Source organism: Vibrio frigidus, from assembly GCF_042465995.1.
Classification (GTDB): domain Bacteria; phylum Pseudomonadota; class Gammaproteobacteria; order Enterobacterales; family Vibrionaceae; genus Vibrio.
In genome coordinates, this window is record NZ_JBCDMC010000007.1 from 175,670 (window position 1) to 197,727 (window position 22,058).

The window sequence follows — 22,058 nt, forward strand, 5'->3', positions numbered from 1 at the left end:
TAATCAATGGATGAACGGGGTGCTTTTGGGCAACCCGTTTTTTTGAATAAAAGAAAATGGTGAATGTTTTTTTTATCCTATCCCTTGAAAAGTGATTCAATGCCCTTATCTAAGGTGCAGACACAAAACAAACATTTGGAGATAGGGGGTTGAATCCCTATTCTCCGTCCCCATTTAATGGGATATAGAAATTGAATAACTGAATTTTCGGAGAGAGTCTGATGGGTAAGATCATTGGTATTGATTTAGGTACTACTAATTCATGTGTTGCTGTATTAGATGGCGACGCACCACGCGTAATAGAAAATGCTGAAGGTGAGCGTACAACGGCTTCCGTTATCGCTTATACAGACGGCGAAACGTTAGTAGGTCAACCTGCTAAGCGTCAAGCGGTTACTAACCCGCAAAATACAGTGTATGCGATCAAACGTCTGATCGGTCGTCGTTTTGAAGACGAAGAAGTTCAACGTGATATCAAAATCATGCCATTTAAGATTGTTAAGGCTGATAACGGTGATGCTTGGGTTGAAGCGCAAGGCCAAAAAATGGCGGCACCGCAAATCTCTGCAGAAATTCTGAAGAAAATGAAAAAGACAGCTGAAGATTTCCTCGGCGAAGAAGTTACTGGCGCGGTTATCACGGTTCCTGCTTACTTTAACGATGCTCAGCGTCAAGCGACGAAAGATGCAGGCCGTATTGCTGGTCTAGAAGTTAAACGTATCATCAACGAACCAACTGCAGCGGCTCTAGCCTATGGCCTAGACAAAAAAGGCGGCGACCGCACTATTGCTGTTTATGACCTTGGTGGTGGTACATTCGATATCTCTATCATCGAAATTGATGAAGTAGAAGGCGAGAAAACGTTCGAAGTACTTGCAACGAATGGTGATACACACCTAGGTGGCGAAGACTTTGATAACCGTCTCATCAACTATTTAGTAGACGAATTCAAAGCAGACCAAGGTATTGATCTTAAAAACGATCCTCTTGCAATGCAACGTGTTAAAGAAGCCGCTGAGAAAGCGAAGATCGAACTATCTTCAGCGCAACAAACGGACGTTAACCTACCTTATGTTACTGCGGACGCGACTGGTCCTAAGCACATGAACATTAAAGTGACTCGTTCGAAACTAGAAGCACTAGTAGAAGACCTAGTTCAACGTACTCTAGAGCCTCTAAAAGTTGCTCTAGCAGATGCAGACCTTTCTGTTGGTGACATCAACGATGTAATCATCGTCGGCGGCCAGACTCGTATGCCTATGGTTCAAGCTAAAGTTGCGGAGTTCTTCGGTAAAGAAGCACGTCGCGATGTAAACCCTGATGAAGCCGTTGCCATGGGTGCAGCAGTTCAAGGTGGTGTACTTGCTGGTGAAGTTAAAGACGTTCTACTTCTAGACGTTACTCCTCTGTCTCTTGGTATTGAGACAATGGGTGGTGTAATGACTAAGCTTGTTGAAAAGAACACAACTATCCCAACAAAAGCGAACCAAGTCTTCTCAACGGCTGAAGATAACCAAAACGCGGTTACTATCCACGTTCTTCAAGGTGAGCGTAAGCAAGCAACATACAACAAATCTCTAGGTCAATTTAACCTAGAAGGTATTCAGCCTGCGCCACGTGGTATGCCTCAAGTTGAAGTAACATTCGACCTTGATGCTGATGGTATTCTTCACGTATCTGCGAAAGATAAGTCAACAGGTAAAGAACAGAAGATTACTATCCAAGCTTCTGGTGGCTTAAGCGACGAAGATATCGAGAAAATGGTACAAGAAGCAGAAGCGAACAAAGAGACGGATAAGAAGTTTGAAGAGCTTGTGAAGACTCGTAACCAAGCGGATCAGATGATTCACGGCACTCAGAAGCAAATCGAAGAAGCAGGTGAAGCACTTCCAGCTGAAGAGAAAGAGAAGATTGAAGCGGCTATTAAAGAGCTAGAAGACGTGAAGAATGGCGACGATAAAGAAGCTATCGACACGAAAGTTCAAGCCCTAATGACCGCGGCTCAAAAACTGATGGAAATCGCTCAACAGCAAGCACAAGCGCAAGCTGGTGAAGGCGAAGAAGCTGGCCAACAACAAGCGCAAGATGACGATGTTGTTGACGCTGAGTTTGAAGAAGTTAAAGAAGACGACAAAAAATAATTGAAGTGATTTCTTCCCCTTGTAAGGAGGAAGAAATCAATGGATTATTTGTAGTCTCAATATATGTTGCGGGCGTTGGAGTTTTCTCTTTCGCCCGTAAATTTGTAAATAATGAATCTAACTAGATAATGGTTTATTGCCATTTTCTAGTTAGATTTGAAGCAAGTAAACGGTATTTGAAAACATGTCAAAACGTGATCTTTACGAAGTCTTAGGCGTAAGCCGTGAAGCCTCAGAGCGAGATATTAAAAAGGCGTATAAGCGTCTTGCGATGAAATTCCATCCCGATAGAAATCAGGATGATGATCAGGCTGGCGAAAAGTTTAAAGAAGTAAAAGAAGCGTATGAAATCTTAACCGATCCCCAGAAAAAAGCGGCCTATGATCAATATGGCCATGCTGCTTTTGAACAAGGTGGTATGGGTGGCGGTGGCCAAGGTGGTGATTTCGGCGATATCTTTGGTGATGTTTTTGGTGACATTTTCGGCGGAGGTCGTCGTGGTGGAGGTCAAGCGCGCGCTCAACGCGGTGCTGATCTTCGCTATAATATGGAACTCTCTTTAGAAGATGCCGTTCGTGGTTGCGAAAAAGAGATTGAAGTTCCTACTCTTGTAGAGTGTGAAGTTTGTGACGGTTCTGGCGCGAAGAAAGGTTCTAGCGCGCATACATGTGCAACCTGTCATGGTCACGGCCAAGTGCAGATGCGTCAAGGTTTCTTTGCTGTTCAACAAACGTGCCCAACCTGTAACGGCAAAGGCAAAACAATCAAAGACCCATGTAATTCATGTCATGGTCAAGGTCGTAAGCAGAAAACCAAAACACTTAATGTTAAGATCCCAGCTGGTGTGGACACAGGTGATCGTATTCGTCTATCTGGCGAAGGTGAAGCTGGAGAACAAGGTGCACCAACCGGTGATTTGTACGTTCAGGTTCATGTACGCGAGCACAACATCTTTGAACGTGAAGGCAACAACCTCTATTGCGAAGTACCAGTGAGCTTTGCTCAAGCAGCGCTCGGTGGCGAAGTTGAAGTACCTACACTTGATGGCCGTGTAAACCTTAAGGTGCCAGAAGAGACACAAACGGATCGCTTATTCCGCATGCGTGGTAAAGGTGTGAAAGGCGTTCGTGGCGGCGGTATTGGCGACCTTATTGTGAAGCTGGTTATTGAAACGCCAGTGAAACTAAGTTCGCGTCAAAAAGAGCTGTTAAAAGAGTTTGAAGAGACGTGTGCTGGTGATGCTGCTAATAAGCACAAGCCTAAATCAGAAGGTTTCTTCAACGGTGTTAAGAAGTTCTTTGATGATTTAACCAACTAGGTTGATGAATGAAATTAACATGATAAAAGCCACTCACCGTAGTGGCTTTTTTGTGCCTAAATTTCGGCCAGTATTTTCGGGTTAGATCTCTACTCTGTAAGATAACAAGACAGTGGTTCCAGCTATTGTTCTGAACTCCCTCCAAATTGTTCTTTCTTCGTTTAAACGTTTCTATTTTAGTTGATAGCATCACTTCCTACGCATTGTTATGCCAAGCGAAGCCGTTTTGTGAGCGATGACTTTACTCGCTTGGTATCAGGAGCCATTGATGAATCGAGCTTTTACCTTAATCGAACTTCTTGTTGTTCTTTCCGTATCGGGTGTTTTGTTGTCTGTCGCCTTGCCTAATGTTCAATTGTTTTATCAAAACTATCAACTTAGGCAACTGGCGGTGGAGCTGAGAAGGTTCTTCAGTCAAGCACGAGTAGAGGCACTGACGAGACGACAAGATCTCTGGATACGATTTTCGGTAAGCGATGGAGGGAGTGTGAATGGTTGGCACTTATCTTTAGTAAAGCATAACCGAGTGACCGATGACGACAATGAAATTGCATCTACTCAGGGAGAGGGCATACCGCTTTCTCCTTCTTGGACATCAGTCAAACTGGATGGCAGAACAGGACGAGTATTAGAAAATGGTTACCTGTTGATAGGTGATAAAGCGGCGGGTCGCGCCTCATTGAAACTGATCACACACCATGTTACTGGGCGAGTGAGGATATGCGCTATTGGGGAGAACTTTTATGGCTATTCAAAATGTTAGTAGCATAAGAGCGCTAAAATGTGCCAATGGAAGTGGATTCACCTTAGTTGAGATGCTTGTGACGAGTACGTTGATGGCGTTAGCGATGACCACTTTAACCTCCATTACAATTGCGAGTAGTTCTGCCACTCAGAAGGAGATTCAACGGCTTCTTCTGCACAGTGCGGTTTCTGATTCATTACGTTTTATTCAGGATGATCTTAGAAGAGCGAGCAAGATAATAAGCTCAGAGTCAGAACTGAGTTACGTCTATCGAGAGGGTGACGAGGTTATCTATTCCGAGTTTAAAGCCGATAGCAAAGAGCAAAAACTTAAATATTGTACCTACAAGGTAACGGACCAATCTATCAATTATCAGTGCCATCCTTTCTATTCGGTGTTTGATCAGACGCAGATACGTCTGGTTAGCTTTACGGTCAAAGAAACGCAGATGAGCGGTGTTGAGGCTGCCCTATTTGATTTATCACTGACGGCTTCTTTGGTTGATACTGAGGACCAATTTAACCTAGCAATAAGCGTAGCAATGCGATGAAAACGAAACAGAAAGGGGTTGCAGTATTGATACTGTGTCATTTTTATCTATTAGCGGTGCTCGTTTTGTCTATGGCTGGCTATTCTGGCGTGTTTACGCAGTATAAAAGGGGACAGAGCGAGATTGAGTACCGTAAAAGGTTTTGGCTAGCGGAGGCAGGGTTAGAATGCGCTTTCGCCCTGTTCGCGAGTCAGTCGGTAACGAAATTAATGGTAATAGATAAACAGGTAAGCGAATGCAGCCTACCGTTTACAGTTAAGGTGACGTGGGTATTGGATATTGGAAAAAATGATAAACAGTACTCGATAACCTCGACGGTAGGAAGCCTGTCACTTTACCGTCAATTACTGGTTAGTGAAAAACCTAAGTATCGCGTTGAGTGGGTGGCAGGGAGCTGGCGTGATTTTATTTAAACAGGGTCGTGGATTTGGGCTGATGGAAGTACTTATCGTTATGCTCCTTATTTCGTTTTCTATCTTAGGGTTAGCTCAACTTCAAATCGATACACAGAGAAGTGCTCGGCTGGCCCAACGACAACAAGAGGCATTGTACCTAGCTGAATCTACGTTAGAGCAATTGCGTTTAAAAGGTGGCAGCTTAGAAAGCCGTGTTCAATTCTCTAAAATGACTCGGTTTCCAAAAAAGGTCGAGGTATTAAATGCGGAGGAAAGCCATCGATATACGGTGACGTCAACAATCACGGACCTAGGGAGCATTTCAGGCCTAAAACAGCTTGAAGTAGAGGTTAGCTGGCGCGGTGTTTCGGGTAACATTCGTCGCTTAATCCTAAAGAGTGCGCGATACAATACCAATGCCACTCAATAACAGGTCAGATGAAATGTGTTCTCATAGGGACGCCTTGAGCGGCTCGCGGATACGAACTCATTTTAACAACGTAATTAATGTGCTTGATATAAGGATGATGAATCGCGTTAACAGGTTCCATTTTGACGCTCAGCTACGCTACAATACGTTATAAATATTGACTGCGACAAGGCTGCTCCATTGACGACCGACACGAACCCATTTTCTGAACAAGATGCGTATTTTATGCGCCAAGCTATATCGCTTGCTCATGAAGCTGAATTGGCAGGAGAAGTACCCGTGGGTGCTGTTTTAGTTAAGGATGGGGAGATTATTGCTCGAGGATTTAATCGTTCTATTTGTGATCACGATGCTACCGCTCACGCTGAAATACAGGTGTTAAGACAGGCGGGGCAAGTACTAGAGAACTACCGTTTAGTCGATACCACTCTATATGTCACTTTGGAACCATGCCCTATGTGCGCAGGTGCGTTATTGCATAGTCGAGTAAAACGCGTTGTTTATGGTGCGCCGGATCTAAAGTCTGGGGCTGCTGGAAGCGTGCTCAATCTGTTTGATACCCAAGCGGCTTACCATTATGCCGATGTAGAGGCCGGATTATTGGAAGATGAGTGCCGAATTCAGCTGCAATCTTTCTTTAAACGAAGACGTAAAGAGAAGAAAGAGTTAAAAACAGATCAAACCGTCTGAGTTTCTTATGGAGTAGAGAAACTAGTCAAATGTTTCGCCATGAACATAAGCTCTGTGACGCCAGATCACTTTCTTTTTATTGTTGGCCAGCATTCTTTTTCGACGGTTCGCTGATGACGTTTTCGTCGCGAGGCTTTTTGACTGCTTTCTAATAGAGTGCATTGTCACTCTCCTTTTTATGTAACCCTAATTTAGGTTATGTCGTTTTATCATTTTTTGTAAGCGTTCTTTATAAAGATAGTTTATTACCAAATGATGAATAGCGCAGATGAAAAAAAAGCAGATAAATGAATTATCTGCTTTTCGATTATTGCTGTACCGACTTTTCTTGTTTTGGTTCTTTCTGTTCTGATGCCGGCTCTTTCTCTTTTGCTGCTGGAAGTAGGGTTGATTGCCCTTTCTCTGGTGGGCCTACCAGTTCCCCATTCTCTTCTGGAGGCAATGGTACGTCGATAACCTGTATACCATCAATATCGATATCAGCGCTTAAGGCTTGCTGCTGTTCAACGTGACCAATAATAGATTGATAATAACGTCGAATGTTCTCGACATAGTTTCTGGCTTCATCTCCTCGGGCATAGCCGTATCGAGTTTTACTGTAATATTTACGTTTTTTAAGCAGCGGTAATCGCTCTTTTACATCGGCCCAAGAGTCGGGGTTGCCCTTTTGTGAACGTGTTAGGCGACGAGCATCCATCATGTGTCCGTAACCGACGTTATAGGAGGCGAGGGCAAACCAAATTTTCTCATGCTCTGGTATGGAATCAGGTACCCGTTCAACAATACGCTGTAGATACTTGACGCCACCTAAGATAGCTTGTTCTGGGTCTAGGCGATTCTTGACGCCCACGAGCTTCGCTGTGGGCAGCGTAAGCATCATCATGCCACGAACGCCTGTCGGTGACGTTGCTCTAGGGTTCCAGTGTGATTCCTGATAAGAGAGGGCGGCTATTAAGCGCCAATCAAACTTACCTGCGTGTTCTTTAAAGAGGGATTCCCATTTTGGTAACTTGCTATCCAAAGCTCGAACAAAGGCGCGGGTATCGACGTAATCGAAGGTTTCTACGTGACCAAAGTATTTTTCTTCAAGTGTGGCCAAATCACCCGATTGCTTTATCTCTCCAAAAAACTCTATCAACAGGGCGTAAAGGCTTTCGTCATCTGCTTTTCTCATATACCAGGAAATAGGCTGGTCTTCGGTCAGTTCGAGTGCGAGCGCAATATCTGGGTATAGACGTTGGGTTAAAGAGAGCTCTACTGAGTCGGCAATGGTATAAGCGAGCTCCCCGGTAGAAACCTGTCGAAGTAGATCTTTTACATCGGAGTCCTTGCTGGTGGAGTATTGCAACGTAGGGTATTCAATCTTAAGATTTTCTAATGTTGGCACGAAGTGAGAGTCTGAAACGATTGTTAAGATGTCTTCAGGGTTCTTTTGTTGCCTTGCGACTAAGTTTTTAATGCTTCTTGGTTTCCAACTTCCTGCTTTGTAGACAAGCTGTTGGCTAACATAATAGTACGCGGGTGCAGCGCGAAATGACTGTATGCGATCCGGTGTTTGGCTAATACCCGCCGCAATAATATCGATTTCACTGTTTTTTAATGCAGGGAACAACCCGGATAAACGATAAGCGGGTTTCATTTCTAGTCTTACACCGAGTTCGTCGGCAAAGCGTTTTGCAAGCTCATAATCTAAGCCAGTAGGGCCGTCGGGACCAATATAATAGGCGAGTTGGTTATTCAGTGTACCCACTCTTAACACGCCTCTTTCACGAACTTTATCTAATTCACTTTTTGGATCAGATTCGATCTGACAACCGGCTAAGAAAAGCCCAAAAATAAGTATGAGAGATGTTTTGTACCAGTAATGGTTAAAAAAATTACGCATTAAAAGAGGTTCTTTATCGATTGACTATGCTCTTTATAGCAGAGCTGCAATGTTCGGCAAAGAATCATTAAAGAAAACAGTGACTATTTGCAGGTTATAAGCTATTTCTAGCTTTATTGGCTGGATTATCAAAAAATGACGCAAACGGTTGCTTTTGGTGTTACGTCACAAAACTTTTTCCTCTATAATACGGCCAAAACAGGTAGGTGAAATTGGAATAAATTCAATTTTTTATTATAACATATTGAATTTATTCCAATATCAACTAAATCAATTGCATAAGAGACCTAAGCACATGAGAATTTTGCGTGGCTCCCCAGCTCTATCTGAGTTTCGAGTTAACAAGTTACTAGAACTTTGCCGTGAACAAGATCTGCCAATTACAGATATTTACGCTGAGTTTATGCACTTTGCCGACTTAACCGCTGACTTAAATAGCGAAGAGGTTGAAAAAGTAGAAAAATTACTTACTTACGGTCCAACTATTCAAGAACACGAACCAGCAGGAAACCTACTGTTGGTGACACCACGTCCGGGCACAATTTCACCTTGGTCTTCTAAGGCAACCGATATAGCGCGCAATTGTGGCCTAAGCAAGGTTAGGCGATTGGAGCGTGGTACCGCTTATTATGTTGAGTCATCGTCAACGCTTTCACCTTCACAACTTGTTCAAATCCATGCACTGATTCACGATCGAATGATGGAAGTGGTGTTTACCGATACAGACAGTGCCGCGCAGTTATTTAAGGTTGCAGTTCCTGCTCCGGTTGCCGATGTCGATATCTTGTCTGGTGGTCAACAAGCATTGGAAGAAGCGAATATCGCATTAGGCCTAGCGTTGGCCGACGACGAGATTGACTATCTAGTCGAGAGTTTTACAAAACTAGGTCGCAATCCAAATGATATTGAATTGATGATGTTTGCTCAGGCAAACTCTGAGCACTGTCGTCATAAGATTTTCAATGCAGATTGGACTATTGATGGCGTAGATCAAGAAAAATCATTGTTCAAAATGATTAAGAATACGTATGAAACCAACAGCGAATATGTTCTTTCTGCTTATAAAGATAATGCCGCTGTTATGACCGGATCTCATGTTGGTCGTTTCTTCCCTAACCCTGATAACCGTCAATATGATTATCATCAAGAACTCGCGCATATTCTGATAAAGGTGGAGACACATAACCACCCAACGGCGATTTCTCCTTGGCCGGGCGCTGCAACTGGTTCTGGTGGTGAGATTCGAGATGAAGGGGCGACGGGCATTGGTGGGAAACCCAAAGCGGGCTTGGTGGGCTTTGCCGTCTCTAACCTGCGTATTCCTGGTTTTGAACAGCCTTGGGAAACCGACTTTGGCAAGCCTGGCCGTATCGTTAACGCCTTAGATATTATGTTAGAAGGTCCTCTAGGTGGCGCGGCTTTTAATAACGAATTTGGCCGACCAAACCTGCTTGGTTACTTCCGTACTTATGAAGAAAAAGTGAACTCTCACAATGGCGAAGAAGTTCGTGGTTACCACAAACCAATCATGATCGCTGGTGGTTTAGGCAACATTCGTGATGAGCATGTTCAGAAAAAAGAGATCCCTGTAGGTGCAAGCTTAATTGTGCTCGGTGGTCCAGCGATGAATATTGGTTTGGGGGGCGGTGCGGCATCTTCTATGGCGTCTGGTCAGTCCGCTGAAGACTTGGATTTTGCTTCTGTTCAGCGTGAAAACCCAGAGATGGAGCGTCGCTGTCAGGAAGTGATTGATCGCTGTTGGCAGATGGGTGAAGAGAATCCAATCGCCTTTATTCATGATGTTGGTGCAGGTGGTATTTCTAACGCATTGCCTGAGTTAATAGACGACGGTGAGCGTGGTGGTAAATTCCAACTGCGTAACGTTCCGAATGATGAGCCGGGTATGAGCCCATTAGAGATTTGGTGTAATGAATCTCAAGAGCGCTATGTTATGGCTGTTGCACCAGAAAATATGGCGTGCTTCGATGCCATTTGTAAGCGTGAGCGTGCACCATATGCTGTGGTTGGTGAAGCGACAGAAGAACGCCATCTAACGTTAGAAGATTCACACTTCGACAACACTCCCATCGACATGCCATTGGACATTCTTCTTGGCAAAGCGCCTAAGATGCATCGCGATGCGACAACCTTGAAAGTAAACAATTCAGCAATGGATATGGCAGGTATCGAAGTAAACGAAGCATTAGACCGTGTGCTTAGATTGCCAACCGTGGCAGAAAAAACCTTCCTGATTACTATCGGTGATCGATCGGTAACGGGGCTCGTTGCTCGCGATCAAATGGTGGGTCCTTGGCAGGTTCCTGTAGCAAACTGCGCGGTAACCGCAGCAAGTTATGATACCTACCATGGTGAAGCCATGTCGATGGGTGAGCGCACCCCAGTGGCCTTGTTAGACTTTGGCGCTTCTGCACGCTTAGCTGTAGGTGAATCACTGACCAATATTGCCGCCACGGATATCGGTGACATTAAGCATATTAAATTGTCTGCAAACTGGATGTCGCCATCTGGTCATCCCGGTGAAGACGCCGGTTTATACGAAGCGGTGAAAGCCGTGGGTGAAGAGCTATGCCCTGCACTTGGATTAACCATTCCTGTTGGCAAAGATTCGATGTCGATGAAGACAAAATGGGAAGAGAACGGCGAACAGAAAGAAGTGACGTCACCACTAAGTCTGGTTATTACTGCATTCGCTCGAGTTGAAGATATACGTAAAACCGTGACGCCACAACTGCGCACGGATAAAGGCGAAACCAGTCTACTTTATATCGATTTGGGTAACGGTAAAAACCGTATGGGTGCAACTGCATTTGCTCAGGTATACAAGGCGTTGGGTGATAAACCTGCGGACGTTGACAGCGCAGAACAGTTGAAGGGTTTTTACGACGCTATTCAGACACTTGTTCGTGAAGGCAAGGTGATGGCTTATCATGATAAAGGCGATGGCGGTCTTATTGTAACACTGGCTGAAATGGCCTTTGCAGGGCATTGTGGCCTGAGTGCTGATATTGCATTGCTGGGCAGCGATACGTTGTCTACGCTATTTAATGAAGAGCTTGGTGCTGTCATTCAGGTTCAGAGTGAATCCGTTGAATCGGTTCTGGTTACCTTAGCCTCCTTTGGTTTAGCGGAGCTTAGCCATGTCATTGGCGAAGTCGAGCGGTCGGACAGCATCGTTATTAGCTATGACGATACTGTTGTACTTGAGCGTTCTCGTACAGAACTCCGTACTATTTGGGCTGAAACGACGCACAAAATGCAAGGGTTACGTGACAATCCTAAATGTGCCGACCAAGAGTTCGCTGCAAAATCTGACGACAGCGACATAGGGCTTAATGTCGACCTTAGTTTCGATGTTCATCAAGATATCGCAGCACCTTATATTCTAAAAGGTGCGAAACCTAAGATGGCTATCTTGCGAGAGCAAGGTGTTAACTCTCATGTAGAAATGGCCGCTGCGTTTGATCGCGCGGGCTTTGAAGCAACCGATATACATATGAGTGATATATTAACCGGTCAAGTGGTACTCGACGAGTATCACGGTTTAGCCGCTTGTGGTGGCTTCTCTTATGGTGATGTACTTGGTGCTGGTGAAGGTTGGGCGAAATCTATCTTGTTTAACAGCCAAGCGAGAGATCAGTTTGAAGGCTTCTTTAAGCGTGAAGATACGTTCTCTTTAGGGGTTTGTAACGGCTGCCAGATGCTCTCTAATCTACATGAACTCATTCCCGGTGCAGAGTTGTGGCCACGATTTGTTCGCAATGAGTCCGAGCGTTTTGAAGCTCGCTTTAGTTTGGTTGAAGTCCAGAAATCGGATTCGGTTTTCTTTAGTGGTATGGAAGGGTCTCGGATGCCTATCGCGGTTTCTCATGGCGAAGGTCAAGTAGAAGTACGTGATATAGAACACCTAAATGCGATAGAAAACTCAGGCACGGTAGCGGTCCGTTATGTTGATAATTTAGGTAATGCAACCCAGCAATACCCAAATAACCCGAACGGTTCACCTAACGCGATTACTGGTTTAACGACGACGGATGGTCGAGTTACCATTATGATGCCACACCCTGAGCGAGTATTCCGCACGGTTGCTAACTCCTGGGCCCCTGATTCATGGGGCGAAGATAGCCCATGGATGAGAATGTTCCGCAACGCTCGTGTGAACGTTGGCTAAATAACAGTTAATTGGATATTGAAACGCCCTTAGTTTACAAAAAACTAAGGGCGTTTTCATTTTCTAAACCAAATCTATAGCCATTCCTTGGACACTCGTATATCTGTGAAAATATAATATAGTTTGATTAACGTATCGAATTTTCGTCATCCTCAAGAAAACCAGCATCACCCCCATGAAAACCAACGTCATCCCCATGAAAACCAACGTCATCCCCATGAAAATGGGGATCTAATATCACCAAGATTCCCGTTTTCACGAGAATGACGAAGTATGTAGCATTAACCAAACAGCATTACACGAAAGTAGGGATAAAGACTCTTTTCTCTGTTAAGTTGTAAAATTGAAATTATCTTCGCTTTTTATTGGAGATCACCGAGCCAAATTTACAGCAATTGTTCCTCTGATATGGTTTAATGCGCGGATTGAAAAGAGTAGTGGCTCTTTTATGTACAGTGAGTAGGAAAGAAAATGAGTGTCAGTAAAAAGTTTAGCTATAAAGTTATTGAAAAACGAAATGGCTGGGCTGCCGAAATCGTTCGCCAAGTCACCGCTCAACGTACAGCGGTATCTAAGCGAGAAATGGGTTTTGAAACTGAAGCAGAAGCGATAGCATGGGGCGAAAGAGAGTTGCCAGCATTTATTGCAATGCAAGCTGAGAGAAACAAACGCAAATCTGCAGACCGCAAATCTGCAGAGCGTAAAGCAGAAAAAGAATAGAATTTATCTTTTGATAAGGTAAATAAAAACAAAAAGGGCAGGCTTTTGTATCTACGAAAGCCTGCCCTTTGTTTATGTCAATCGTAATACTAACAATTATGTTATACCAACCTAGAAAACTAGCGGGTTAATGATATAGATATAATGGAGCAGACATCAAAGGGCAAGGATACCCTTTGCTAAGTGAACATGGATGTCTTGAACGGCCTGCGGAATTATCTCTATATTAATTGCATTATTACTTCTTCGGTATGTTTTCCAAAATTGCCACCATTTGCTCCCAATAGAGGGCAACGGTATCAATCTTCACTTTCTCGTCTGGAGAGTGAGGGAATTTAATAGTTGGGCCAAAAGATAACATATCCATATTTGGATATGGTTCCTTAAATAAGCCACATTCTAAACCAGCATGGATAACCATGATGTTTGGTTTTCTACCGTAAATACCTTCGTAAGTATCTCTAAATACGCTCATGATTTCTGAGTTAGCATCGGGTTTCCAACCGGGATAACTACCGTTAAATTCAACCTTAGCATCGGCAAGTTTCGCGATCGATGTCAGCATACCTTCAACGTGGCTACGACCTGAATCGATTAATGAGCGAACCAGACAAAGCACGGTGATCTTATTCTTCTTGGTGTTAATAACACCAACGTTTAAAGAGGTTTCGACTACGCCTTCAATGTCATCACTCATTCGGATAACACCGTTTGGACAGGCATTAAGTGCCTGAATAAATCGTGTTTGAGATTCTACGCTGATCATCTGAGAGTTGGTCTCGGCGACTTCGTAGTAAGAGAGGATTCCCGTTTCCACTTTGCCTAATTCTGCTCTTAGCATGGCGATGAACTGAGTAAATAGTTCATTTAACTGCCCTTCATTAACCATTGGCAGTGCCACGGTAATAAAGGCTTCACGAGGAATTGCATTGCGAAGGCTACCGCCTCTGAATTCGACTAATTGAAGCTCGAGCTCTTGGGCATGGCTCGCAAGGAATCTCGCGAGTAGCTTGTTGGCGTTACCGCGTCCTGTATCGATATCACAGCCTGAGTGACCACCTTTAAGCCCTTTTATTGACAGCTCTCGGGTAACGTAGCCTGTTGGTATCTCTTCTCTTTTAATATCAAAGGTAAGCGCACCATCTACACCGCCGGCGCAGCCCATGTACACTTCACCTTCTTGCTCAGAATCCGTGTTGAGTAGAATGTCGCCTTCTAGCCAACCATTCTGTAAGCCAAATGCGCCAGTCATCCCTGCTTCTTCATCGATAGTAAGAAGCACTTCTAAAGGACCATGTTTTATGTCATCTGAAGCCAGTACAGCCAAGCAAGAGGCCATGCCCATGCCGTTGTCTGCACCCAGAGTCGTTCCTTTTGCTGTTACCCATTCACCGTCAATGTAAGGTCTAATAGCGTCGGTCTCGAAGTTATGTTTTGTGTCGTCATTTTTTTGCGGCACCATATCGATATGAGCCTGAAGCACAACACCTTTGCGGTTTTCCATGCCTTCCGTTGCTGGTTTTTTTATAAATACGTTACCAGTAGGATCTCTTTTGACTTCGAGCTTTTGCTCCTGTGCCCAATTAATAATGTATTGGGCGAGTTCTTCTTCGTGCTTAGAAGGGTGAGGTATAGAGCAAATTTTATCAAAAAACTGCCAAATGAGTGTCGGTGACAGAGAACTGATTTCCGAGTGATGTTTAGACACAGGTAACTCCTATTTTTGTCCAAAGCTTTAATTTGAATTCAACTTAATAGCGCAACAAAGACATGGTTAATAGCTGAACCCATTGGTGATTCGGATTCAACAATCATCATTATAGAATGATTCAATCTTTGACGAAGTAAAGAAAGCACGCATCATATCACCCAGACTTTAGTTACAGAAGTGGAATCACTCTGAGATATGACGTAGATAAAAGAGGTTTTCAATACGCCATACTCATTGTGTAATTTAATAACGTAAAATAAGATCAAAACAAAATAAATGTGATTCAAGTCACCTTTATTGTTGTAATTTTATTTCATCATGATATAGTATTTCCGTCTTCCAAAATGAAGACACATTGCTCAAAGGATGAGCCCGAATATCGCCTCCACGGAACCGAGAACATAGTTTGTTTAATTGAATTAAGGTGATAGATATGAAAGGTTTAGTTTCTTCAACATTTTGGGTTTCACATTCTGTATATACCCAGAATTTTCAGTATCCTATTAGCTTCGGTTACTAATTGTAATCGCGCTATTGTGATTTGAACTTAAATGTTCGCCCCCAATATTAGAATTTTTGGCAACCGTTAGGTTGTTCTGATTCAAGCGCTACTTTTATTGAAGTAGCGTTTTTTTTATTCAGGCAATGTAATCCATTACATTGTTTGGCGTTTTTATCAATAGGTATTGATTATTATTCTTACTCTCTATTTTCTGTAGCTTATCTACGTAATTAGGCAATAAAAACAGCAGTTAATTAGTCAATGGGATAAAAAAACACCACATTGATAACTGCATGATCTTTTGGTATAAATTGCTTTAAAACAGGTAGTTAACTTTATTTCTTTGCCTATTTTCATTTACTCATCTTCATGCTCGCGAATAAAAAACCATTTTATATCCTAATCCTGCTGGAAATTGCCATTTGATAACTTTATAATTCGCGCCAATCGTTTACGCAATCGTTTACTTAACTTTATGAATTATATTTTAGGGACTAATTATGCTGGAAAAGCTGTTTAAACTCAGTGAGAACAAAACCGATGTTCGGACTGAAGTTATCGCAGGTGTGACAACCTTTTTAACCATGGCTTACATCATTTTTGTAAACCCTGCGATTTTGTCTGAAACCGGAATGGATCGCGGTGCTGTTTTTGTTGCTACCTGCCTTGCTGCTGCTATTGGTTGCTTCATTATGGGGTTTGTTGCTAACTATCCAATTGCTCAGGCTCCAGGTATGGGCCTAAATGCATTCTTTACCTATTCAGTTGTTTTTGGAATGGGCTACACATGGCAAGTTGCACTTGCGGCAGTGTTTGTTTCTGGTCTGTTGTTCATCCTATTAAGTATCTTTAAAATTCGTGAGTGGATAATTAATTCTATCCCTATGTCTTTGAGAACCGGGATCTCTGCTGGTATCGGTCTATTTCTCGCATTTATTGCCTTGCAAGGTTCAGGCATTGTTGGTGATAACCCAGCAACGTTAGTTTCTATTGGCTCAGTGACGTCTCTACAAGCTATCTTAGCGGCAATAGGTTTTTTCATTACTATCGCCTTAGTACACAGAGGTTTTAAAGCGGCAGTAATGATTGCCATTCTTATTGTAACGGTACTTGGTATTATTTTCGGTGATGTGCAATATCACGGTGTTTTCTCTATGCCACCGAGTATCGCGCCTACATTTATGCAGCTTGATTTTAGCTCTATATTTGAAGTGGGTATGATCTCCGTTGTGTTTGCTTTCTTATTTGTTGACCTGTTTGATACTGCCGGCACTTTAGTTGGTGTAGCGACAAAAGCTGACCTTATAAAAGAAGATGGTAAAATACCTCGTCTAAACCGTGCTCTACTTGCTGACTCTACCGCAACATCGGTGGGTGCGTTATTGGGAACCTCTAACACAACCTCTTATATTGAAAGTGTTTCTGGTGTTGCGGCCGGTGGTCGTACAGGATTAACTGCAGTTGTCGTTGGCATTTTATTCCTACTTGCATTATTCTTCTCGCCATTAGCAGGTATGATCCCAGCATATGCGACATCAGGCGCTCTATTTTATGTAGCAATTTTGATGATGTCTGGATTGGTATCTATCGATTGGCGTGATCTTACAGAAGCGGCCCCTGTGGTAGTTATCTGTTTGCTTATGCCGCTTACTTACTCTATTGCAGATGGTATTGCGCTTGGCTTTATTTCTTATGCAGCTATCAAAGGATTGAGTGGTAAAGGTCGGGAAGTTCCAGTGAGTGTTTGGGTTCTTGCTGTCGTTTTTGTACTAAAATTTGCTTTCGCTTAATTATTGAATAAGTGTGAAAAGTCCAAACAGGTTAATAATAATATGAGTAACAAGTTCATCATTACTTGGGACAATATGCATATGTATTGTCGTCAACTCGCTGAGAAGCAGATGCCTGCTGAACAGTGGAAAGGCATTCTCGGTGTAAGCCGTGGTGGTTTGGTTCCTGCGGCGATTTTGGCCCGAGAACTAGGTATTCGCTATGTTGATACTATCTGTATCTCTAGCTATGATCATGATCACCAACGTGATATGACGGTTGTTAAAGCGCCAGAAGGTGACGGTGAAGGTTATCTGATCGTGGATGATCTTGTGGATAGCGGAGACACTGCTCGTAAGATTCGGGAGATGTATCCTAAAGCAAAATTCGTTACCGTAAGCGCTAAACCAGCAGGCGCTCACTTAGTTGACGAATATATTGTCGATATTGCTCAAGATACCTGGATTGAACAACCGTGGGATATGGAAATCGCCTACGTTGACCCAATCAACAGAAAATAGTTATTTATTTATGCAAATTTGAAAATGCTCCTGTATAGGAGCATTTTTTTTTATATGATGTAATTAATTATGGCCTAACACAGTAGTGAACTATGTCTGATTCCAATGCAAATCTTTCTGAAACGCTTTTCAAAAAGCACAAGCAAGCTAAAGAAACTTCTGGCTTGATAAACTATATGCCCAGTAGCGTGGAGTTTCTCAAGGAAAAAAAAGAGAAAGACCATTACGCTTGGTATCGTAATGTTCGTCGCTATCAGTGGATATGGCAAGGGATAGACCCAATAGAACAAGAAGAAGTATTGTCGAAGATCGCTTCTTCCGAACATTCCAGAACCGAAGATGAATGGCTAGATACCGTTATCGGGTTTCGTTCTGGTAACTGGGCGTATGAATGGACACAGCTTGGAATGCGTCATCAAAAGCTTGCTGCTGCCTTGTCGAGAGAGAAAGAGTCGGGAGAGAAAGCTTCCGATGAGTTTTTCTATGCTAGCCTCTGCTACAGTATCGCTGGTTACCCTCACCTGAAGGGGGATAACCTAGCTATTCAAGCTCAAGTGTTAGCAAATTCCGCGCACGATGAAGCCATGAAGATGAGCAAATACGTGACTCGTCAATTCGAAGTCTCTTTCCAAGGCAAAAAAATACAAGCCAACTTGCACCTCCCTAATACAGATAAGCCGCAACCTGTAGTGATGGTTAGTGCGGGTTTGGACAGTTTAAAGACCGACCTGTGGCGGATTTTTAAAGACTATTTAGCTCCGATGGGAATTGGTATGTTAACGATTGATATGCCGTCTATTGGGTCGAGTAGTCATTGGCAATTAACCGAAGACTCTTGCAAGTTGCATCGTGCGGTTCTGAATGAACTGCCTAACCTGCCTTGGGTCGATCACCACAAAGTCGGCTTATTGGGTTATCGCTTTGGTGGCAATGCCATGCTAAGGCTTGCATTTATTGAGCAAGATAAAATCAAAGCCTGTGTAGTGATGGGGGCGCCGCTTCACGATACGTTCTCGTCACCTGAAAAAGTAAAAAACATGCCCAAGATGTATCTGGATGTACTGGCCTCCCGATTAGGAAAAACAGCGGTAGATGTACACAGTTTAGCCGGACAAATGATGGCTTGGTCGTTGAAAGTTCAAGGTTTTTTGACAAGTAAACGTACAAAAGTACCAGTTTTAGCGTTGTCATTAGAGGGCGATCCTGTTTCTCCCCACTCAGACAATCGACTTGCCGCAATTTTTAGTCATTATGGCAAAGCGAAGCAGATACCATCCGATTCTATTTCCGTTGGGTATGAGCAATCACTCGATTTAGCGATTAAGTGGTTGGAGGATGAGTTAATTTGATAGCAGTTTCGTTGTTTTCTGTATAGCATAGAAATGTTGCGCAACATTTGGCACTGGAAGTTATAAATAATAATTATATCGATATGGAGTATCGTATGGCGAACAAGGTGGTTAGCCCAACTCATTTTCGACTGATAACGGCGTTAAGAGCAATAGGCCCTTATCTAAGAGAGTCTGAGTCGCACGATGGCAAATATATATTTGACTGTCTTTCTGTTTGTGTGGATGACACAAAATCTCCAGAGTTACGTGAATTTTGGGGTTGGTGGATGGAACTCGATTCCTCCAAGGAAGACGATGCTGTAAATGGATTCATCGCAAAATTTCAAGTCGGCAAGTACAACACCGAAGGTAATTGGGTTACGGCAAATGTGCCGAAAAAATTCAAACAAGAAGTTGCCCGAACCCAAGAAGAATTTCTGAAGAAATTAAGCAAAGTACTTGAAGAGCGTTTTGCTTTGGAGTTTACCCTTCATGATGAGTCAGAAGAGTTTGTCTAATTTGTGTTTTTAATGTGAAAAAAGCACTTTCACAGTAAATAATAATAAAAAGGCGCATTTATGCGCCTTTTATGCTTGTACAAATTAAGATGGATTGTTAAAACATCTCTTCGAATTACAACTTTATGTAGTAAGGCAAATGACAACTCAACAACGCGGGCAAGCATCGCAACCCAAAACGGTAGTGGGTCACAAGACAGATGTGAGTCACAAAACAATAGTGGTTAAGCTTGGAACCAGTGTACTCACTGGTGGTACTTTGGCGCTAGACAAAGCTCATATGGTTGAGCTCGTCCGCCAATGTGCGTTACTTAAACAACAAGGGCATGCCGTTGTGATGGTTTCTTCGGGAGCCATTGCCGCAGGTCGTGAACATTTAGGTTACCCCGCACTTTCCAATTCAATGGCGAGCAAGCAAATGCTTGCTGCAGTAGGCCAAAGCCAGTTGATTCAGGTTTGGGAATCGTTGTTTTCTCTTTACGGCTTAAAGATTGGTCAGATGCTGCTCACTCGAGCCGATCTTGACGATCGTGAGCGTTTCCTTAACGCTCGAGATACCATTAATGCATTGATTGAAAACGATATTATTCCCATAGTGAACGAAAACGACGCGGTGGCAACCTCTGAAATAAAGGTGGGTGACAACGATAATCTATCGGCGCTTGTGGGGATTTTATGTGGTGCAGATAAATTACTGCTATTGACGGATCAACCGGGTTTATTTACCGCGGATCCTCGAACAAATCCTGATGCTAAATTGATTCGAGAAGTGACGACGATAGATGAAACGTTGCGCAAGATTGCTGGTGGGAGTGGGACAACACTGGGAACCGGCGGTATGGCAACCAAACTCCAAGCGGCTGATATTGCGCGAAGAGCAGGTATTGAAGTCATCATTGCGGCAGGTAGCGCAGAGAATGTCGTCGCGACGTCTATTAGTCATAGCCCACAGGGTACGAAATTTGTTGCCTTACCAGACGCGTTGGAAAATCGTAAGCGTTGGATACTTGCAGGGCCAGCCGCTTTAGGCGATATTATTATCGATGATGGTGCAGTGAAAGCGGTAGTAGAAAGAGGCAGTAGCCTGCTTGGTAAAGGGATAGTGAAGGTGACAGGGCAGTTTGCTCGAGGTGAAGTAGCAAGAGTTAAAAACAAAGCGGGTCAGCTTGTTGCTAAAGGTATCGTTAGCTATTCCAATAAAGATTTGGTTAAAATAATTGGTAAACACAGTAAAGATATTAATGCGATCCTAGGTTATGAATACGGTTCAGAAGTGATTCATCGCGACGATCTTGTGGTTATTAAAGAGTAACCCGTCAATTATTTAGGGTTTAAAAGTAAGGAAGAAGGCGTGGAACTAATTCAAATGGGGCAAGCCGCTAAAGATGCTGCTTTTCATCTTGCGACGACACCAACAGCACAAAAGAATAGAGCGCTTGGCTTTATTGCGGATGCGCTAGAAGCGAACGCAGAAACAATTCTGACTGCCAACGCAAAGGATATCGAAAAAGGACGTCTGGCTGGGATGACAGAGGCCCTATTAGATCGCCTTTTGCTTAATAAAGATCGGCTCACTGGTATTGCGAACGATGTCAGAAACGTGATTGGTCTTGATGACCCCGTAGGCAGTGAGATAGACAGCAAGGTACTTGATAATGGTATGTCATTGTCGCGCCGTCGTGTACCGCTTGGTGTTGTGGGGGTGATCTATGAAGCTCGCCCGAATGTCACCATTGATATTGCCGCGTTGTGTCTAAAAACCGGTAATGCAAGTATCTTACGTGGCGGCAAGGAAACCTTTTTTTCCAATATGGAACTGGTTAAGGTTATTCAATCTGCATTAGAGAAAGCGGCGTTGCCAGCCGCGTCAGTGCAGTACATCGAAAAACCAGACCGTGAACTTGTTTCTAAACTGCTTAAGCTCGATGACTATGTGGATATGATTATTCCACGAGGTGGTGCTGGTTTGCACAAAATGTGTAAAGAGAACAGCACGATCCCCGTGATTATTGGTGGCTTTGGTATCAGCCATATATTTGTCGATGAAAGCGCTGATTTAGAAAGGTCACTTTTGGTCGTTGAAAACTCAAAAGTACAAAGACCATCAGCGTGCAACTCTTTAGATACCTTATTGGTACACGAAAAAATAGCCAAAGAATTTTTGCCAATGCTTGCCGATAAACTGAATGGCAAGGCCACCTTAGTGGCAGAAGCGAAAGCCAAAAAACACTTAACGAATGCCAACGCGTTGAGAGATGCTCAAGCAGGTGATTTTGATACCGAATGGCTCGCCTTCACATTGGGGGTTAAAGTGGTTCAGGACGTACATGAAGCCGTAGACCACATGCGTATTCATAACGCGAGTCACTCGGATGCAATTATGACGAACAGTATTGAAAACGCGGAAATATTTATAAACTCTGTTGGTTCTGCTGCTGTCTATGTTAATGCCTCGACTCGCTTTACTGACGGAGCTCAATTTGGTTTGGGAGCTGAGGTGGCGGTATCAACTCAGAAGCTACACGCTAGAGGGCCAATGGGTCTGGTAGAGCTGACGAGTTATAAGTGGGTTGGTAAGGCGAATTATTTGATTCGCCCGTGACCGACGGTTTGTTTTAAATCACGGCTCTTAAATAAATAGT

The 22,058-nt window shown here is 43.4% G+C and carries 19 protein-coding genes; 16 read left to right on the top strand and 3 right to left on the bottom strand.

What is annotated here, in order from left to right; translation table 11 throughout:
• Nucleotides 1–221: 221 nt before the first annotated feature.
• The 7 genes from dnaK to tadA all read left to right on the top strand — a co-directional run bounded on the left by dnaK (nt 222) and on the right by tadA (nt 6,269).
• Nucleotides 222–2,141: a molecular chaperone DnaK gene (gene dnaK, locus AACW90_RS13605; protein WP_390235332.1), complete on the top strand. Its 1,920-nt coding sequence runs from the start codon at nt 222–224 to the stop codon at nt 2,139–2,141.
• Nucleotides 2,142–2,325: 184 nt separating this feature from the next.
• Nucleotides 2,326–3,459 carry a molecular chaperone DnaJ gene (dnaJ, locus tag AACW90_RS13610; protein WP_390235336.1) on the top strand — a complete coding sequence of 378 codons (1,134 nt, stop codon included), beginning with the start codon at nt 2,326–2,328 and terminating at the stop codon, nt 3,457–3,459.
• 268 nt (nt 3,460–3,727) lie between these two features.
• Nucleotides 3,728–4,222, top strand: a complete 495-nt coding sequence (locus tag AACW90_RS13615) for a prepilin-type N-terminal cleavage/methylation domain-containing protein (RefSeq protein ID WP_390235339.1) — start codon at nt 3,728–3,730, stop codon at nt 4,220–4,222.
• Nucleotides 4,203–4,754: a prepilin-type N-terminal cleavage/methylation domain-containing protein gene (locus AACW90_RS13620; protein WP_390235341.1), complete on the top strand. Its 552-nt coding sequence runs from the start codon at nt 4,203–4,205 to the stop codon at nt 4,752–4,754. The genes AACW90_RS13615 and AACW90_RS13620 overlap by 20 nt, the downstream gene beginning before the upstream one ends.
• Nucleotides 4,751–5,167 carry a hypothetical protein gene (locus AACW90_RS13625; protein WP_390235343.1) on the top strand — a complete coding sequence of 139 codons (417 nt, stop codon included), beginning with the start codon at nt 4,751–4,753 and terminating at the stop codon, nt 5,165–5,167. Before AACW90_RS13620 ends, AACW90_RS13625 begins: the two co-directional genes overlap by 4 nt.
• Nucleotides 5,154–5,579, top strand: a complete 426-nt coding sequence (locus tag AACW90_RS13630) for a type IV pilus modification PilV family protein (protein ID WP_390235345.1) — start codon at nt 5,154–5,156, stop codon at nt 5,577–5,579. Before AACW90_RS13625 ends, AACW90_RS13630 begins: the two co-directional genes overlap by 14 nt.
• A 180-nt stretch (nt 5,580–5,759) precedes the next feature.
• Nucleotides 5,760–6,269 carry a tRNA adenosine(34) deaminase TadA gene (tadA, locus tag AACW90_RS13635; RefSeq protein ID WP_390235348.1) on the top strand — a complete coding sequence of 170 codons (510 nt, stop codon included), beginning with the start codon at nt 5,760–5,762 and terminating at the stop codon, nt 6,267–6,269.
• Nucleotides 6,270–6,290: 21 nt separating this feature from the next.
• Here the strand turns inward: tadA and AACW90_RS13640 are convergent, their stop codons facing one another.
• Nucleotides 6,291–6,431: a hypothetical protein gene (locus AACW90_RS13640; protein WP_347997712.1), complete on the bottom strand. Its 141-nt coding sequence runs from the start codon at nt 6,429–6,431 to the stop codon at nt 6,291–6,293.
• Nucleotides 6,432–6,576: 145 nt separating this feature from the next.
• On the bottom strand, nt 6,577–8,154 hold the full coding sequence (gene mltF, locus AACW90_RS13645) for a membrane-bound lytic murein transglycosylase MltF (protein ID WP_390235351.1): 1,578 nt from the start codon (nt 8,152–8,154) through the stop codon (nt 6,577–6,579).
• Nucleotides 8,155–8,449: 295 nt separating this feature from the next.
• On the opposite strand from mltF, the gene purL reads away from it, so the two are divergent.
• Together purL and AACW90_RS13655 are read left to right on the top strand one after the other, a co-directional pair.
• On the top strand, nt 8,450–12,343 hold the full coding sequence (purL, locus tag AACW90_RS13650) for a phosphoribosylformylglycinamidine synthase (RefSeq protein WP_390235353.1): 3,894 nt from the start codon (nt 8,450–8,452) through the stop codon (nt 12,341–12,343).
• 471 nt (nt 12,344–12,814) lie between these two features.
• Nucleotides 12,815–13,063, top strand: a complete 249-nt coding sequence (locus AACW90_RS13655; RefSeq protein ID WP_390235356.1) for a DUF3622 domain-containing protein — start codon at nt 12,815–12,817, stop codon at nt 13,061–13,063.
• Between the two features lie 238 nt (nt 13,064–13,301).
• Here the strand turns inward: AACW90_RS13655 and AACW90_RS13660 are convergent, their stop codons facing one another.
• The gene (locus tag AACW90_RS13660) at nt 13,302–14,771 is read right to left on the bottom strand and encodes an aminoacyl-histidine dipeptidase (RefSeq protein WP_390235359.1); all 1,470 of its coding nucleotides are present in this window, start codon (nt 14,769–14,771) and stop codon (nt 13,302–13,304) included.
• Nucleotides 14,772–15,207: 436 nt separating this feature from the next.
• Here AACW90_RS13660 and vcdP point away from each other — a divergent pair, with 436 nt between their 5' ends.
• From vcdP to AACW90_RS13690, 7 genes are all read left to right on the top strand, one after another.
• A complete protein-coding gene (vcdP, locus tag AACW90_RS23105; RefSeq protein ID WP_502226697.1) occupies nt 15,208–15,294 on the top strand; it encodes a small protein VcdP in 87 nt (28 codons plus the stop codon).
• Between the two features lie 482 nt (nt 15,295–15,776).
• The gene (locus AACW90_RS13665; RefSeq protein ID WP_390235362.1) at nt 15,777–17,066 is read left to right on the top strand and encodes an NCS2 family permease; all 1,290 of its coding nucleotides are present in this window, start codon (nt 15,777–15,779) and stop codon (nt 17,064–17,066) included.
• A 42-nt stretch (nt 17,067–17,108) separates the two neighbouring features.
• Nucleotides 17,109–17,567, top strand: coding sequence for a xanthine phosphoribosyltransferase (gene gpt / locus AACW90_RS13670; RefSeq protein ID WP_195702432.1), 459 nt, complete (start codon nt 17,109–17,111; stop codon nt 17,565–17,567).
• Nucleotides 17,568–17,659: 92 nt separating this feature from the next.
• Nucleotides 17,660–18,916 (top strand): esterase FrsA, encoded by a 1,257-nt coding sequence (frsA, locus tag AACW90_RS13675; protein ID WP_390235366.1) that lies wholly within the window; start codon nt 17,660–17,662, stop codon nt 18,914–18,916.
• A gap of 95 nt (nt 18,917–19,011) precedes the next feature.
• Entirely contained in the window at nt 19,012–19,416 is a 405-nt protein-coding gene (crl, locus tag AACW90_RS13680) for a sigma factor-binding protein Crl (RefSeq protein WP_275135759.1), read from the top strand.
• Nucleotides 19,417–19,555: 139 nt separating this feature from the next.
• Nucleotides 19,556–20,728, top strand: a complete 1,173-nt coding sequence (proB, locus tag AACW90_RS13685; protein ID WP_390235370.1) for a glutamate 5-kinase — start codon at nt 19,556–19,558, stop codon at nt 20,726–20,728.
• A gap of 39 nt (nt 20,729–20,767) precedes the next feature.
• A complete protein-coding gene (locus tag AACW90_RS13690) occupies nt 20,768–22,018 on the top strand; it encodes a glutamate-5-semialdehyde dehydrogenase (protein WP_390235373.1) in 1,251 nt (416 codons plus the stop codon).
• Nucleotides 22,019–22,058 lie beyond the last annotated feature (40 nt).

Coding starts and splice junctions, on each gene's coding strand:
- dnaK (WP_390235332.1), top strand. CDS start 222: ATGGGTAAGATCATTGGTATTGATTTAGGTACTACTAATTCATGTGTT.
- dnaJ (WP_390235336.1), top strand. CDS start 2,326: ATGTCAAAACGTGATCTTTACGAAGTCTTAGGCGTAAGCCGTGAAGCC.
- AACW90_RS13615 (WP_390235339.1), top strand. CDS start 3,728: ATGAATCGAGCTTTTACCTTAATCGAACTTCTTGTTGTTCTTTCCGTA.
- AACW90_RS13620 (WP_390235341.1), top strand. CDS start 4,203: ATGGCTATTCAAAATGTTAGTAGCATAAGAGCGCTAAAATGTGCCAAT.
- AACW90_RS13625 (WP_390235343.1), top strand. CDS start 4,751: ATGAAAACGAAACAGAAAGGGGTTGCAGTATTGATACTGTGTCATTTT.
- AACW90_RS13640 (WP_347997712.1), bottom strand. CDS start 6,431: ATGCACTCTATTAGAAAGCAGTCAAAAAGCCTCGCGACGAAAACGTCA.
- mltF (WP_390235351.1), bottom strand. CDS start 8,154: ATGCGTAATTTTTTTAACCATTACTGGTACAAAACATCTCTCATACTT.
- purL (WP_390235353.1), top strand. CDS start 8,450: ATGAGAATTTTGCGTGGCTCCCCAGCTCTATCTGAGTTTCGAGTTAAC.
- AACW90_RS13655 (WP_390235356.1), top strand. CDS start 12,815: ATGAGTGTCAGTAAAAAGTTTAGCTATAAAGTTATTGAAAAACGAAAT.
- vcdP (WP_502226697.1), top strand. CDS start 15,208: ATGAAAGGTTTAGTTTCTTCAACATTTTGGGTTTCACATTCTGTATAT.
- AACW90_RS13665 (WP_390235362.1), top strand. CDS start 15,777: ATGCTGGAAAAGCTGTTTAAACTCAGTGAGAACAAAACCGATGTTCGG.
- gpt (WP_195702432.1), top strand. CDS start 17,109: ATGAGTAACAAGTTCATCATTACTTGGGACAATATGCATATGTATTGT.
- frsA (WP_390235366.1), top strand. CDS start 17,660: ATGTCTGATTCCAATGCAAATCTTTCTGAAACGCTTTTCAAAAAGCAC.
- crl (WP_275135759.1), top strand. CDS start 19,012: ATGGCGAACAAGGTGGTTAGCCCAACTCATTTTCGACTGATAACGGCG.
- proB (WP_390235370.1), top strand. CDS start 19,556: ATGACAACTCAACAACGCGGGCAAGCATCGCAACCCAAAACGGTAGTG.